This window comes from Variovorax flavidus, assembly GCF_030317145.1.
GTDB lineage: Bacteria > Pseudomonadota > Gammaproteobacteria > Burkholderiales > Burkholderiaceae_C > Variovorax > Variovorax flavidus.
This window is the reverse complement of the sequence record NZ_JASZYE010000002.1, coordinates 396277-410711: the sequence shown is the minus strand read 5'-3', so window position 1 is coordinate 410711 and position 14435 is coordinate 396277. Positions and strand designations below refer to the sequence as shown.

16 protein-coding genes are annotated in these 14435 nt (G+C 67.7%); 10 read left to right on the top strand and 6 right to left on the bottom strand.

Going from position 1 to position 14435, the window contains the following annotated elements:
* Window positions 1–103 precede the first annotated feature (103 nt).
* Entirely contained in the window at window positions 104–1093 is a 990-nt protein-coding gene (locus QTH90_RS12585) for a bile acid:sodium symporter family protein (protein ID WP_286664883.1), read from the bottom strand.
* Window positions 1094–1163: 70 nt separating this feature from the next.
* Between QTH90_RS12585 and QTH90_RS12580 the strand changes: the two genes are divergently transcribed.
* On the top strand, window positions 1164–2063 hold the full coding sequence (locus QTH90_RS12580; RefSeq protein WP_286664882.1) for a LysR family transcriptional regulator: 900 nt from the start codon (window positions 1164–1166) through the stop codon (window positions 2061–2063).
* Window positions 2064–2074: 11 nt separating this feature from the next.
* Here QTH90_RS12580 and QTH90_RS12575 read toward each other — a convergent pair whose 3' ends face one another.
* Window positions 2075–3124 (bottom strand): pirin family protein, encoded by a 1050-nt coding sequence (locus tag QTH90_RS12575; RefSeq protein ID WP_286664881.1) that lies wholly within the window; start codon window positions 3122–3124, stop codon window positions 2075–2077.
* Window positions 3125–3370: 246 nt separating this feature from the next.
* Between QTH90_RS12575 and QTH90_RS12570 the strand changes: the two genes are divergently transcribed.
* Complete coding sequence (locus tag QTH90_RS12570; protein ID WP_286664880.1) at window positions 3371–3625, top strand: hypothetical protein; 255 nt, start codon at window positions 3371–3373, stop codon at window positions 3623–3625.
* Between the two features lie 9 nt (window positions 3626–3634).
* On the opposite strand, the gene QTH90_RS12565 is transcribed toward QTH90_RS12570, so the two are convergent.
* Both QTH90_RS12565 and QTH90_RS12560 read right to left on the bottom strand, forming a co-directional pair.
* Entirely contained in the window at window positions 3635–4114 is a 480-nt protein-coding gene (locus QTH90_RS12565) for an FKBP-type peptidyl-prolyl cis-trans isomerase (protein WP_286664879.1), read from the bottom strand.
* An 86-nt stretch (window positions 4115–4200) separates the two neighbouring features.
* Window positions 4201–4959: an SDR family oxidoreductase gene (locus QTH90_RS12560; protein WP_286664878.1), complete on the bottom strand. Its 759-nt coding sequence runs from the start codon at window positions 4957–4959 to the stop codon at window positions 4201–4203.
* A gap of 120 nt (window positions 4960–5079) precedes the next feature.
* On the opposite strand from QTH90_RS12560, the gene QTH90_RS12555 reads away from it, so the two are divergent.
* On the top strand, window positions 5080–5967 hold the full coding sequence (locus QTH90_RS12555; protein WP_286664877.1) for a LysR family transcriptional regulator: 888 nt from the start codon (window positions 5080–5082) through the stop codon (window positions 5965–5967).
* A gap of 122 nt (window positions 5968–6089) precedes the next feature.
* On the top strand, window positions 6090–7043 hold the full coding sequence (locus tag QTH90_RS12550; protein ID WP_286664876.1) for a YihY/virulence factor BrkB family protein: 954 nt from the start codon (window positions 6090–6092) through the stop codon (window positions 7041–7043).
* Here QTH90_RS12550 and QTH90_RS12545 read toward each other — a convergent pair.
* Window positions 7018–8019 (bottom strand): SDR family oxidoreductase, encoded by a 1002-nt coding sequence (locus tag QTH90_RS12545; RefSeq protein WP_286664875.1) that lies wholly within the window; start codon window positions 8017–8019, stop codon window positions 7018–7020. The two genes, QTH90_RS12550 and QTH90_RS12545, sit on opposite strands and share 26 nt — an antisense overlap.
* 191 nt (window positions 8020–8210) lie before the next feature.
* Here QTH90_RS12545 and QTH90_RS12540 point away from each other — a divergent pair, with 191 nt between their 5' ends.
* The 3 genes from QTH90_RS12540 (at window position 8211) to QTH90_RS12530 (ending at window position 10492) form a co-directional block, all read left to right on the top strand.
* Window positions 8211–9506 carry an Nramp family divalent metal transporter gene (locus tag QTH90_RS12540; RefSeq protein ID WP_286664874.1) on the top strand — a complete coding sequence of 432 codons (1296 nt, stop codon included), beginning with the start codon at window positions 8211–8213 and terminating at the stop codon, window positions 9504–9506.
* Between the two features lie 90 nt (window positions 9507–9596).
* Window positions 9597–10088: a helix-turn-helix transcriptional regulator gene (locus QTH90_RS12535; protein ID WP_286664873.1), complete on the top strand. Its 492-nt coding sequence runs from the start codon at window positions 9597–9599 to the stop codon at window positions 10086–10088.
* Window positions 10085–10492: a VOC family protein gene (locus QTH90_RS12530; RefSeq protein WP_286664872.1), complete on the top strand. Its 408-nt coding sequence runs from the start codon at window positions 10085–10087 to the stop codon at window positions 10490–10492. Before QTH90_RS12535 ends, QTH90_RS12530 begins: the two co-directional genes overlap by 4 nt.
* An 80-nt stretch (window positions 10493–10572) precedes the next feature.
* Here the strand turns inward: QTH90_RS12530 and QTH90_RS12525 are convergent, their stop codons facing one another.
* The gene (locus QTH90_RS12525) at window positions 10573–11268 is read right to left on the bottom strand and encodes a GntR family transcriptional regulator (protein ID WP_286664871.1); all 696 of its coding nucleotides are present in this window, start codon (window positions 11266–11268) and stop codon (window positions 10573–10575) included.
* Between the two features lie 57 nt (window positions 11269–11325).
* On the opposite strand from QTH90_RS12525, the gene QTH90_RS12520 reads away from it, so the two are divergent.
* The 3 genes from QTH90_RS12520 to QTH90_RS12510 are packed head-to-tail and all read left to right on the top strand — an operon-like array spanning window position 11326 to window position 14376.
* Complete coding sequence (locus tag QTH90_RS12520; protein WP_286664870.1) at window positions 11326–12309, top strand: Bug family tripartite tricarboxylate transporter substrate binding protein; 984 nt, start codon at window positions 11326–11328, stop codon at window positions 12307–12309.
* A gap of 45 nt (window positions 12310–12354) precedes the next feature.
* Window positions 12355–13146 carry an enoyl-CoA hydratase/isomerase family protein gene (locus QTH90_RS12515; RefSeq protein WP_286664869.1) on the top strand — a complete coding sequence of 264 codons (792 nt, stop codon included), beginning with the start codon at window positions 12355–12357 and terminating at the stop codon, window positions 13144–13146.
* A gap of 12 nt (window positions 13147–13158) precedes the next feature.
* Window positions 13159–14376, top strand: a complete 1218-nt coding sequence (locus tag QTH90_RS12510) for a CaiB/BaiF CoA transferase family protein (protein WP_286664868.1) — start codon at window positions 13159–13161, stop codon at window positions 14374–14376.
* Window positions 14377–14435: the final 59 nt, after the last annotated feature.

The window sequence follows — 14435 nt, the reverse complement described above, 5'->3', positions numbered from 1 at the left end:
TACTGAACTCGCCCCCAGGCTTGCCCACTTCGTGTGGCCGCCTACCCCCTGCCGGGGGCAACACCGGCGGCCCGGCGGAGCCGGTTCCGCGGTGTTTCGCGAATCAGGCGGGGCTTGAGGCCTCGGTCTTTGCCTGGCGGAGGGCGTAGCGTTGTGCCAGCACGGCGCAGACCATCAGTTGCATTTGGTGAAACAGCATCAAGGGCATCACGATCGCGCCGACTGCGTGCGAGGCGAAGAGGACCTTGGCCATGGGGATGCCGCTCGCCAGGCTTTTCTTGGAGCCGCAGAACACGATCGTGATGCCGTCGGCCTTGTCGAAGCCGAGGCTGCGGCCGGCCCAGGTGGTGACGACCAGCATCAGGGCGAGCAGGATCGCGCACACGGCCAGCAGGCCGGCCAGCGCGGAGGGCGGGATTTCCTTCCAGAGGCCCTCGATGACGGCGGCGCTGAAGGCGGTGTAGACCACCAGCAGGATCGAGCCGCGATCGACCAGCGTGAGCACCGACGCGCGGCGCTTGACCCATGCGCCGATCCAGGGCCGGAGCAGGTGGCCGGCCACGAAAGGCGCCATCAGTTGCAGCAGGATGCGGCCGATCGCGCCGAGCGATGCGCCCGCGTCGCCATGCTTCACGACCAGCAGGCTGACCAGCAGCGGCGTCACGAAGACACCGAGCAGCGTGGAGGCCGATGCGCTGCACACCGCGGCGGGGATGTTGCCGCGCGCGATCGAGGTGAAGGCGATGGCCGATTGCACCGTTGCCGGCAACACGCACAGGAAGAGCACGCCGGTGTACAGCTCGGGCGTAACCAGCGGCGTCAGCACCGGCTTGAGCAGCAGGCCGAGGAGCGGGAACAGCACGAAGGTGCTGGCGAACACCAGCAGGTGCAGCCGCCAGTGCGTGATGCCGCCGAGGATCGCCTCGCGCGAGAGCTTGGCGCCGTGCAGAAAGAAGAGCACGCCGATCGCGACCATCGTGAGCTGTTCGAAGAAATGCGCGGTGCCGCCGCTGGCCGGCCACAGGCTGGCGAGAGCGACGACGACGACCAGTGACAGCGTGAAGTTGTCGGGGAGATAGCGTGAGCGAGACATGGATGCGATTGGACCGCGCCCCGATTCAAAAGAGAAATGGATTTATCTGATAGTTTTATGATTCGGGCGCATGAACGTCACCCTGCGCCAGCTTCGTGTTTTCCAGGCCGTCGCCGAGACCCGCAATTTCAGCCGGGCGGGCGACCAGATCGGCCTGACCCAGCCCGCGGTCAGCCGTTCCATCGTCGAGCTCGAATCGCAGCTGGGGCTGAAGCTGCTGGATCGCACGACGCGCGAAGTGGTGCTCACCGATGCGGGCCAGTCGCTCGCCATGCGCCTCGACCGGGTGCTCGACGATCTCGACCAGACGCTCGCCGAAGTCCACGGCATGGCGGGCGCGCGGCGCGGCAAGGTCCGCGTGGCCAGCAGCCCGACGCTCTCGGCCAACCTCATCCCGGCCTGCATTGCCGAGTGCGCGCGGCGCGATCCGGACATCGACTTCCTGCTGCTCGACCGCATGCAGCAGACCGCGCTCGACAGCGTGCGCGCCGGCGAGGTCGATTTCGGCGTGCTGGTCGAGCCGCCCGCCACCGATGACCTGCAGGGCGAAGCGATCCTCGACGATCCCTTCTGCCTCGTGATGCCGCCGGACCATCGCCTGGCAGGCAAGCGGACGGTGGCCTGGTCGGCGCTCGACGGCGAGCCGCTGGTGCTGCTCGACCATGCCTCCGGCAGCCGGCGGCTGATCGACGAAGCACTCGCTGAGCACGGCGCGCACTGCGAGGTGCGGCAGCAGGTCGGCCATCCGGCGACGGTGTTCCGCATGGTCGAGCAGGGCATCGGGATCAGCGTCATGCCCGCGCTCGCGATGCCGCCCGCTGGCCTGCAGGCGCTGGTCGTGCGGCCGCTGCTGCCCAAGGTGCAGCGGACGATCATGCTCGTGCACCGGCGCAACCGTGCGCCGTCGCCGCTGGCGCAGCGCGTGTGGAACCTGATCCGCGAGATGGCGGCGCAGCGCCGCGAGCGCTGAGCGGCCGGGCGCTATTTCTCGGGCCGCTCCTCGCGCCCGCCCGGATGCCGCGCAAAGCGCGCAGGGTCGCGCCCATGCACCGGCGCCATGTCAGGCCACGGCCAGCCGCCGAACTGGGTGCGGCGGTAGTCGGCCATGGTCTGGGCGATCTCGGCCTGCGTGTTCATCACGAAGGGGCCGTACTGCGCCACCGGCTCACCGATCGGGCGGCCTTGAAGCACGAGGAACTCGCTCACCTCGTCGCCGTTGATCAGTTCCACGGCGGCGCCGGCACGCAGCTCGATCGCCGCATGGCCGTCCACCACCTGGCCCGCGATGCACACCGTGCGGCCCTTGAAGAAATAGAGGCTGCGGCGCGTGCCCTCGCCCGTCGCGGCCGGCAGGGTCCAGCGGGCGCCGGGTTCCATCCGGAGCGTCCAGATCGCGAGGTCGGCATCCGGCTGCGAGGCCCACGAATCCGGCGGCGGCGCCAGCGGTCCGCCTTCGCCCGGCGCGCCGTCCACCGGCCCGATCCGGCCCGCGACGCTCGCGACCTCCGTCTTGCGGCCTGCGGCATCGGTCGCGGTGAAGCGTGGAATGTCCTCCGACCAGAACATCGTGAAATGCGGCTCGGCCATCTTGCTGCGCGCCGGCAGGTTGAGCCAGACCTGGAACAGTTCCAACGGGTTGGGCGCGCCCGCGTCCAGCAAGGGGAACATCTCCGAATGCACGATGCCCTTGCCGGCCGTGAGCCACTGCACGTCGCCGCCGCCGAAGCGCGCCGCCGCGCCCAGCGAGTCGGAATGGTCGATCAAGCCCTTGCGCACGATGGTCACCGTCTCGAAGCCGCGGTGCGGATGCCCCGGAAAGCCCGGCACGGTGGTGCCGTGATACATGCTCCAGCCGTCCTTGCGGCTGAAATCCTGGCCCAGGTCGCGGCTTGCCAGCGAGGCGTCCGGCCCCATCTGGGCGTTGGCGCGCGGGTAGGCGTCGTCGTGATAGGCGCAGAACAGAAACGGATCGATCGTCTCCCACGGGAAGCCGAGGGCTTTGATCTGGATGATGGGGCTGGCGTTGGTCATGGCGGGGCTTTTCCTGTGAGTTGCCCAGTTGGATACGACGGGGCGCGTCTATTCAATATGGGGCCGGCGGCGCGCCACGAAAGGGCCGCCCGTGGAACGCAGTCGTCTTGTGCACGCAACAGTGCACGCCTCCGGGGATTCCGTCCTGAAGGGCATGACTGCCTGCGACGCGGCGTATTCGCCTACAAGGCGCGCTCGGCGCCGCTCCAGACAATCGCCGCCGTGTCCACTGAATCCCAGAGAACGATGAATCTTGCATTCGACGCGGAAGTGCGCGCCCTGGAGCTTGCCGCCGCAACCGCGAGGCGGTCGCGCGAGCAGGCGCACGACCGGATCGTGCTGGCGTTCCGGGATCAATTGCAGCGACTGGGGCCAGGCCCCTCCGACGACGACCTGCAAAGCTTCGCGAGGCTTGCATTGGTCGAGCAGGCCTTGCGCACGGAGTTCGGCCGCGCAGTGGTGCTGGCGGAAGAGCTGCGCACCGCCGAACTGACGCAGTGATTCTCCGACTCAGTGATGGTGCCCGTGCTCGCCATGCACGTGGCGATGGGCGATTTCTTCCTCGGTCGCGGCACGCACGCCGGTCACGGTCACGCTGAACTTCAGCGCCTTGCCCGCGAGCGGATGGTTGCCGTCCAGGATCACCTGCGGCCCCTTGATCTTCATGACGTTGAAGACCTGCGGCTCGCCCTGGTCGTTGCGGCCTTCGAGTTGGCCGCCCACTTTCACGCCGGGCGGGAAGTCGCTCTTCGGGATGGTGCGGACCAGCGATTCGTCGCGCGGGCCGAAGGCGTCCTCGGGCTGCAGGTTCAACGTGGTCTGGAAGCCGGTTTCCTTGCCATCGAGCGCCGCCTCGATCTTGGGGAAGGTGTTGTCGTAGCCGCCATGCAGGTAGACCATGGGGTCGCGGCTCTCTTCGATCAGCTTCTGGGTGGTGGCGTCTGCGACCTTGTAGCGCAGCGTGACGACGGAGTCTTTTTGAATCTTCATATCGACGCGCAGCATAAAGGAAGCATGGCGATGCCGCGCAGGGCGGCTCCTGGAGCCCCTGCGCGGCACACCGGCGGCCCGTGGACTCAGAACTCCTGCGACACCGGCCGCAGCACGATCTCGTTGATGTCCACGTTCGCCGGCTGTTCGACGGCGTAGACCACCGCCCGCGCCACCGAGTCGGCCGGAATCTGGTTGGCGTCGTAGAAGGCCTTCACGCCCGCGGCGCTTTCGGCGTCGCTGCTGCCGAGTTGCAGCTCGGACTCCACGGCGCCCGGCGACACGATGGTCACGCGGATGCCGGGGCCGGCTTCGGCGCGCAAGCCTTCGGAGATCGCGCGCACCGCGAACTTGGTCGCGCTGTACACCGTGCCGATGGGCGTGAACACTTTCAGGCCGGCGACCGACGCGATGTTGATGATGTGGCCGCTGCCCTGCGCCGTCATGCGCGGGAGCACGGCCGCGATGCCGTAGAGCACGCCCTTGATGTTGACGTCGATGGTGCGGTCCCACTCGTCGACCTTGAGCTTCTCGATGGGCGACAGCGGCATCACGCCGGCGTTGTTGACCAGCACGTCGATGCGGCCGAAGGCCTCGACGGCCATGGCGGCCAGCTTTTCGAGGTCGGCGCGCTTCGACACGTCGGTGGCCACGGCAACGGCTTCGCCGCCCGATTCGCGGATCTCGGCGACGAGCTTGTCGAGCCGGTCGGTGCGGCGCGCCGCGAGCACGACCTTGGCGCCGCGCGCGGCCAGGTGCCGCGCCGTGGATTCGCCGAGCCCGCTGCTCGCGCCGGTGACGATGGCGACCTTGCCGGCGATGTTGTTGTCGATGGTTGCAGTCATGAGGCTTCCTTTGGAAAGTGGTTGAAGGGATGGCGTCAGTGTGGAAAATCCAGCCGTTGCCGTAAATGGAACTCTGGCGAGTTCAGAATTCCTCATTTCGGAATACCAAGCGCCCGACTCATGTCCAACCGCCTCGAAACCCTTCGCGTTTTCTGCACCGCCGCCGATGCCGTGAACTTCCGTGATGCCGCCGTGCGGCTGTCCGTCTCGCCGCAAGTCGTGACGCGGGCCGTGCGCGAGCTGGAGGAAGAACTGGGCGAACCGCTCTTCCACCGCAGCACCCGCGGCGTGCAGCTCACCGACTTCGGGCGCCAACTGGCCGATCGCGCGCGGGTCGCGGTGGGCGGCGTGGACGAGCTGTTTCATCGCATCGACCGTCGCTCGCTCTCGCAGCACGCGGGGATCGTCCGCGTCACGGCGCCCGGGGTGCTCGGGCGGCGCCGGATTCCGCAGGCGCTGGCGCCGATGCTGGCGGCGCATCCGGGCCTGACGCTGGACCTGCGCCTCTCCGAGCAGCTTGCCGACGTGGTCGACCAGCAGATCGACGTCGGCGTCCGTGTCGGCCCGCTGCGCGACAGCCGCTTCGTCGCGCGGCCGGTGGGCAAGGTGCCGCTCACGGTGGTGGCCGCGCCGTCGCTGATTGCACGGGTCGGCGTGCCGAAGGACATCGACGCGCTCTCCGCCTTGCCGACCACCGCGCTCATCGATGGCAACTCCGGCAGGCCGTGGCCCTGGCTGTTCAGCAGGGGACGCCAGGTGACCATGCCGCCCGCGGCCTTCATCACCGACGACACCGACGCCGAATGCGCCGCCGTGCTGGCCGGTCTGGGCTTCGGGCAACTGGTCGCGTCGCTGGCGGAGCCGGGGTTGAAGGCGGGCGAACTGGTGTCGGTTCTCGACGCCGACGCGCCAGAGCCCTGGCCCATGTACGTCTACCGGTCGCAGCGCTCGCCGGTGCCGGCGAGGGTGCGGCTGGTCTACGACGAGCTGATCCGCGTCCTGGGCTGATCGGGGCGGCCGCTCTTGCGGCATCGAGGAGTGGGCCGGCGCCTACTCCAACATGCAAGCTTGGCGCATGGCGGCGGCGCGTGCGAGAGCGACATTGGCGCTCTCGACTCCGCCCGCGTGCCATGAAGCCCAAGCATCTCTTCGACCTCTGTCGCAAGGCCGTGATGGCCTGGGTCGACGACCTGGCGCCGAGCATGGGCGCGGCCATCTCGTACTACACGATGTTCTCTCTGGCGCCCCTGCTGGTGATCGTCATCGCGATCGCGGGCGCGCTCTTCGGCCGCGAGGCGGTGCAGGGCGAGATCGTCGCGCAACTCACCGGGCTGATCGGACGGGAGGGTGCCATCGCCGTTCAGGGGCTGGTGCGCAGCGCGAGCGAGCCCGAGCGCGGCCTGATCGCCGGCGTGGTCAGCATCGCCGTGCTGGTGGTGGGCGCCACGACCGTCTTCGCCGAACTGCAGAGCGCGCTCGACCGCATCTGGCACGTGCCGGAGAAGGACAAGCCCACGGGCGTCTGGGCCGTGCTGCGGGCGCGGCTGCTGTCCTTCGGGCTGATCCTGGGACTGGCCTTCCTGCTGATGGTGTCGCTGATCGTGAGCGCGGGTGTCGCGGCCTTCGGCACCTGGGCCGGCGGCATGCTGCCGGGCTGGGAACTGTTGCTGCAGATGCTCAACATCCTGGTGTCGCTGTCGATCACCACCCTGCTCTTCGCGATGATCTTCAAGTTCATGCCGACCGCCTCCATCACCTGGCGCGACGTCTGGATCGGGGCTGGCGTCACGGCCGTGCTGTTCGAGGTCGGCAAGCTGCTGATCGGCCTCTACCTCGGCAAGAGCGGCGTGACGGAATCCTTCGCCGCTGCGGGCTCGCTTGTCGTGCTGCTGGCCTGGGTCTACTACGCCGCGCAGATCTTCCTGCTGGGCGCCGAGTTCACCAAGGTGTATGCCAACGAGCACGGCTCGGTCGCAGGCGCCAAGGCCCTCGCGGCCACCAAGGTGATGGCGAAAGAGGCCGAGGCCGGCACCGATCGCATCCCGACCCCGCCCCACGCTACACCGCGCCCACACTCCCCGTGATCGGCAGCACGATGCCGGTGATGTAGCTCGCGCAGCAGGGCGCGGCCAGGAACACGTAGGCCGGCGACAACTCCTCGGGCTGCGCCGGTCGCCGCATGTCGGTGTGCTTGCCGAAGTCCTTCACCTCCTCGCCGGGGCGGTCGGCAGGATTCAGCGGCGTCCACACCGGCCCGGGCGCGACCGCGTTCACGCGGATGCCCTTGTCCAGCAGGTTGCTCGCCAGCGATTTCGTGAAGGCATGGATCGCGCCCTTGGTGGTCGAGTAGTCGAGCAGTTGCGCGCTGCCTTCCAGCCCCGTCACCGAGCCGGTGTTGATGATCGAGCCGCCCTTGGGCAGATGCGGCACCGCCGCCCGCGCCATCTGGAAATAGCCGACCACGTTGGTGCGGAGCGTGAGGTCGAGCCGCTCGTCGGTGATGTCCTCGATCGACGCCGCATGCAGCTGGAAGGCGGCGTTGTTGACCAGGATGTCCAGCTTGCCGAAAGCCTGCAGCGTCTCCTGCACGGCTTGCCTGCAGAACGCCGGATCGCGCACGTCGCCTGGAATCAGCACGCAATGCTGGCCCTCGGCCTCGATGCAGCGCCTGGTTTCCTCGGCGTCGACCTGCTCTTCCTTCAGATAGACGATCGCGACCTGGGCGCCCTCCCGGGCATACAGCAGCGCCACGGCGCGGCCGATGCCCGAGTCGCCACCCGTGACCAGCGCCACCATGCCGTTGAGCTTGCCGCTGCCGAGATAGCCCGATGCCATGAAGCGCGGCTGCAGGTCCATGTCGGCTTCGATGCCGGGCTTCTTCAGGTGGTGCGCGGGCATGGGGTTCTCCGGCTCGGGGCGGTGGCCGGCCTGCATCGGCTTCTTGCTGCTCGACTCGGGCGCGGCGGCGCGGTCCTTGGCGTCCTGCTCGCGCTGCACCTTGCGGTGCTGGACGGCGACGTCGCCAGCATCCGCAGTGGACGGGTCGTGGGATGAGGTCATGGCTGCTCCTGGGATGAATGCCCCACCGTAGACAGCCGCTGCGATGCGCCGTGTCATCCAAGGCCGCATCCCCCGCGCAGACGTCGATGACGTCCCACAGCGCGCTGGGGCCTGCACCTATGTGGCGCGATGCCGCCGTGCGGCAACGTCTCCACCGCCTTCCCCACCCTGTTTCACTAGCGGAGCCGTCCATGAGCATCCCCTCGACGAGCGCGCCCCAAGGTACCCGGCAGGGCAGCGAGCGCTGGTGGTCCAAACTCGGGCCCGGTCTCATCACGGGCGCGGCGGACGACGACCCGAGCGGCATCGCCACCTATTCGCAGGCCGGCGCCCAGTTCGGCTACGGCGTGGGCTGGACGCTGCTCATCACCTATCCGCTGATGATGGGCATCCAGCTCGCCAGCGCGCGCATCGGCCGCGTCACCGGCAAGAACCTGACCGAGACCTTCGCGCGCTTCTGCCCGCGATGGATGGTCGCCTCGCTCGTGCTGCTGCTGCTGGTCGCCAACGTCATCAACCTCGGCGCCGACCTCAGCGCCATGGGCGACTCCGCCGCGCTCGTGCTGCCCGGCCATGCAGCCTGGTATGCGCTGGGCTTCGGCGTCGTCTCGCTGCTGCTGCAGGTCTTCATGCCGTACGAACGCCATGTGCGCGTGCTCAAGTGGCTGACGCTGTCGCTCTTCGCGTATGTGGGCGTGGTGTTCGTGGTCCATGTGGACTGGGGCGCGGCGATGCGAGGCGTGTTCGCGCCATCGTTCCAATGGAGCCGGGAGTACGTGACCACCGTCGTCGCCATCCTCGGCACCACCATCAGCCCCTACCTCTTCTTCTGGCAGGCCTCGCAGGAAGTGCAGGACATCAAGCGCGTGCCCGAAGACCGGCCGCTGCGCGTCGCACCCGAGCAGGCACGGCACCAGCTGCGTCGACTGCGCATCGACACGGCGGTGGGCATGGGCTTCTCGAACCTGATCGCCTTCTTCGTCATCACTGCCGCGGCCGCGACCTTGCATGCGAATGGCCAGACCCAGATCGACTCCACGGCACAGGCCGCCGCCGCGCTGCGCCCCATCGCGGGCGATGCCGCCTTCCTGCTGTTCGCGCTCGGCATCATCGGCACCGGCATGCTGGCGCTGCCCGTGCTCGCAGGTTCCGCGGCGGAGGCGGTCGCGAGCTACTTCCACGTGCGCAAGGGCCTGGACCTGACGCTGGCGCAGGGCCGCAGCTTCTACGGCATCCTCGCCGCGGCCATGGCGATCGGCGTCGCCATCAGCATGTCGGGCATCAACCCGATCTCGGCGCTCTACTGGGCCGCGGTGATCAACGCCGTCATCTCCGTGCCCGTGATGGCGGCCGTGATGATCGCGGCGTCGAGCCAGAAGGTGATGCGCGAGATGGTGCTCCCGCGCAAGTGGAAGGTGCTGGGGTGGCTGGCGACGGGCGCGATGGCGGCGGCTTCGGTGGCGCTGGGGGTGGTATCCGTGGGGTGAGGGGCGCTGTCCATCACCGTGGATGGACAGCGCTTAGCATTCCTCCAAGATGAACGATGCCGAACTTCCCGACCTGCAGGTGAGCGTGTCATGAGCGGGGCCCCAGCCAACCAGGACCCCGCGCTGTTGCGGCGACTGCTGCGGGCGAAGGACCGGATCGACGCCGCATCGCACGAGGAATGGCCTGTCGAACGGCTTGCACAGGTGAGCGGTGTCTCCGAGGCGCACTTCGCGCGGTCGTTCAAGCAGGCCTTCGGCATCCCGCCTCACCGGTACCTGCTCACGCGCCGCATCGAGCGGGCGATGACGCTGCTTCGCGACACCGAACTGCCCATCACCGACATCGCCTTTGCGACCGGCTGGTCGAGCCTCGGCACCTTCGGGCGCACCTTCCGCGACATCACCGGCGACAGTCCGAGCGCGATCCGGGCGCGCGCGACGGCGACGATTCACGAACTCGGCCGCGTGCCGGTCTGCATCGTCAGCGCCGCGCACCGGCCCGACCTCACGACCGCAGTTTCGGAGAAGCGGCGCCAGGAAATGAACGGTACAACCGAGCCCGAACAACAGGAGATTCCATGAATCAAGGCATTGAAGTGGTCGGTTTGTACGTGCACGATCAAGGCGAAGCGCTCGCCTTCTACGTCGAGAAGCTGGGCTTCCGCGTCCACACGGACGTGGGAAATGGCGACTATCGCTGGCTCACGGTGCAGCACCCGGACCAGCCGTCGTTCCAGCTCGGCCTCTTCACTCCCGGGCCGCCGGTGCTCGACGCGGCCACGGCGCAGACCGTGCGCGAGATCGTCGCCAAGGGTGCCATGCCGCCGCTCGTCCTGACCGTGGACGACTGCCGCGCCGCGTACGACCGGATGCTTGCCCAGGGGGTGGAGTTCACGCAGGAGCCGGTGGAACGCTACGGCACCGTGGACGCGGGCTTTCGGGACCCGTCGGGCAACGGGTGGAAGATGATCCAGCGGCGTGGTTGAGAGACTCGTCTTTCCTCAATCCCTCGGAGTCATCGTTCGTGTGCCGGCCCGAATCTGCCAGCGCCGACGCTTGACCGCGTTCATCCACCCCCATCCAGCAGCTCCGTCGGGATGCCGCTGACGAACTCGGCGAAGTCCTTTCCGCCGATGGAGATGTGGTTGAGCATCGCGGCATGCGCGGCCGCGGCGTCGTTGTCCAGCACGCACTTGGCGATCGCCGCGTGTTCCAGCGCCGACCGCTTCATGCGGCCCGGCGAGTCGAATCGATTGACCGTGTAGGCCGCGCTTCGCGTGCGCAGCGACCTGATTTGCTCCACCAGTGAACCGTTGCGCGAGGCGGCGTAGATAACTCCATGAAACCGGTCGTTCGCGATCTGGTACGCGGCCGCGTCGTCTGCCTCGGCCGCCGCCGCGCATTGCGCGATGCTTTCGGCCAGCTCGGCCTTTTCCTGCGGGCGGATGCGCTTGGCGGCGAAGGTGGCGGCGATGCCCTCCAGTTCGCCCAGTAGTTCGAGCAGCTCCCGCAGCAGCACGATCGACAGCCGCGGCACCGATGCCCCGCTGCGCGGGCTGATCACCAGAAAACCCTGCGCGGCCAATTGAAGGATCGCCTCGCGAATCGGCGTGCGCGACACCTCGAAGCGCTCGCTCAGCGCGCGCTCGTCCAGCGGATGGCCCGGCTGCAATGCGCCGACGGACAAGTCACGAATGATCGATTGCCGCACGGCCTCGCTGAGTGTCGCCGTGGGGGCTCCTGGCATCTTGGTGTTGTGCATATTTATCCGATGTTCTGGTATATTTTAAATCATCAAAAATATTTTAAGAGACAAGCCGTGCACTTTTCACTCCCCAAACTGGCCGCCGCAGCGGCGATCGTAGTTTCTTCGGCGGCTGTGTTGCCTGCCAGTGTGCAGGAGCCGTGGACGCCGACGCGGCCGGTCCGTCTCGTGCTCGGCTACACGCCCGGTGGCGCGGCCGACGCAGTGGCGCGCGACCTGGCCCCGGCCATGGAAAAGGTGCTCGGCCAGCCGGTGGTTGTCGACTACAAGCCGGGCGCCGGCGGCGCGATCGGCGTCGAGACCGTTGCCAGCGCGCCGGCCGACGGCTACACGATCGGTCTGGCCGACGTCGCGCCGCTGACCATCATTCCGAATGCGCGGAAGGTCAGCTACGACCCGATGAATGGCCTGAGCTACCTCGGCGTCGTCTCCAAGGCGCCGATGGTCATCCTGGTGAATCCGTCCGTCCCGGCAACGAATCTGCCCGAGCTGCTCAAGCTCGTGCGTGCCGATCCGGGCGGCGTTTCCTATTCCACTTCGGGCCTCGCCACCATCCACCAGATGTCTGCCGAACTGCTCGGCGCCAGCACGGGGACGACGATGCTGCATGTTCCGTACAAGGGCGCCGCGCCGGCATTGACGGACCTGATGGCGGGCGCAGTGAAGGTTTCCTTCTCGACCATCGCACCCGCAGTCCAGATCGTGAAGAGCGGCAAGGCGCGCGCCATCGCCGTCACGTCCACCAAGCCGGTGCCGGCCTTCCCCGGCGTCAAGACGGTCGCCGAGCAAGGCGTGCCGGGGTACGACGCACAGGGCTGGTTCGCTCTCGTGGGACCCAAGGGCATGCCGCCCGAGGTCGTGCAGCGGCTCAACGTGGCCCTGAACTCGGCGCTGAACACGCCCGCGCTGCGCGACAAGCTCATCAGCCAGGGCAACGACGTCGTGCCCTCCACGCCGGAAGCGGCGAGCGAGCTGGTCAAGTCCGACCTGCAGAAGTGGGGCCGCGTCATCCGCGAGCAGAACCTGCACTTCGACTGATCCGTTGCCCTGACACCCTCCATTCACCATCGACCAGGAACCCGCATGTCCACAGTTCTCGAATCGCCTCCCGTCGTCGCCCCTGCTTCGCCGCTGCTCGAAATCGAAGGCGCGATCGCGACCATCACGCTGCGCCGCCCGGCCACCCACAACAAGATCGAGCCCGAGGACCTGCCGGTGCTGCGCGGCTACCTGGCCGATCTCAATGCCAACAAGGCGGTCCGGGTGATCGTGTTCCGGAGCACGGGCAAGAGCTTCAGCTCCGGCTTCGACCTGGGGCACCTGGGCAAGGCCGCCAACAGCACCGACAACGCGTTCCAGACCTTCACCGACGAGATCGAGAACGCGCGCGCCGTCACGATCGCCCGCCTGCACGGCCCCGTGTACGGCGGCTCCACTGACCTGGCCCTGTCGTGCGACTTCCGGATCGGCGTCACCGGCATGCGGATGTTCATGCCGGCGGCACGGCTCGGCCTGCACTACTACCCGCACGGAGTCCGTCGCTGGGTTTCGCGCCTGGGCCTCGGCGCGGCCAAGAAGCTCTTCCTGACGTCCCGGCCGATCCCGGCGGAAGAAATGCTTCGCATCGGCTATCTCGATGCGCTGGTGGAGCCCGAGCAACTCGATGCCGAGCTGAAAAGCTGGACCGATGACCTGCTGGCGCAGGCACCGATCCCGCTGGTCTCCCTGAAGGCCACGCTCAACGAAGTCGCGCGGCAGGAATACGACGAGGCGTCCGCTCATGCGGCCTATGCGGCAAGCCTGAAGACGCGCGACATCGGCGAGGCGCTCGCCGCGTTCGCGGAGAAGCGCGCACCGGTCTTCACTGGCACCTGACAAAGAAGCGCAATGAACCCACAAGCCAAGGACCTGCCGCTGGCAGGCGTTCGCGTCCTGGAGATGTCCCAGATCATGGCCGGCCCGATCTGCGGCCTGATGCTGGCCGACATGGGCGCCGAAGTCATCAAGGTCGAGAAGTTTCCCGCGGGCGACGATGCTCGCGGCTACGCGCGGCCCGGCGATCCGGGGCTTGCTCCGGGCTTTCTCATGCTGAACCGCGGCAAGCGCTCGATCGCGGTCGACATTCGCCAGCCTGCGGGCCAGGCGATCATCAAGCGGCTCGCCGCGAGTTGCGACATCGTCACCGAGAACTTCCGCCGCGGGAAGCTCGATGCGCTGGGTCTGGGCTACGGGCACCTGCGCGAAGTCAATCCCCAGCTGGTCTACACCTCGATCAGCGGATACGGCCCGAACGGCCCCATGAGCGACAACGGCGGCTTCGACCTGGTGCTGCAGGCGTTTTCCGGCCTGATCAGCGTGACCGGCAGCATCGACGGCGAGACGGCCAAGCCGGGCAACTCGGTGGCCGACATCAACGCCGGCATCCTGGCCGCCCTCGGCAGCCTCACGGCGTACATCAAGCGGCTGCGCACGGGCGTCGGCAGCAAGGTGGAGACTTCGCTGCTCCAGGCATCGCTGCAGCAGATGTACTGGTTTGCAGCGGCGTACTTTCACGACGGCACCGTGGCCAAGCCCATGGGGACCTCGCATCCGTTGATCGCGCCGTACCAGACCTTTCGATGCGGCGAAGGCGCTATTGCGCTCGGCGGCGGCAACCAGGCCAACTGGCGACGCATCGCCGAGGTGCTCGGCCACCCCGAATGGCTCACCGACGAACGCTTCACGACGGGGCGCGACCGGCTGGCCCATCAGGCCGTGCTGGCGGGGCTCATCACAGAAGCGCTTGCCGGCCATCCCGCCGGACATTGGGTCGAGGTCTTCGACAACGCCGGCGTTCCGGTCGGTCCGGTGCATGACGTTGGCCAGGCGATGGAACACGAGCAATCGCGCGCCATCTCGATGGTGGTCGACGTCGACAGCCCGAACGGGGGCACCATGCGTTCGCTCGGCCTGCCGATTCACTTCGATGGCGAGGCTCCCTTTGCACGGTCGGCGGCGCCGACGGTGGGGCAGCAGACCCGGGAGGTGCTGAAGGAATTCGGCTTTGACGACAGCGAGATCGCAGATCTGCAGGCCGCGAAGATCATCGGGTCGCCCGATTCCTGATGTATTGACAACAGATACACGTCTGGCCGAGAATTGTGTATCTATTGTCTATACACAAG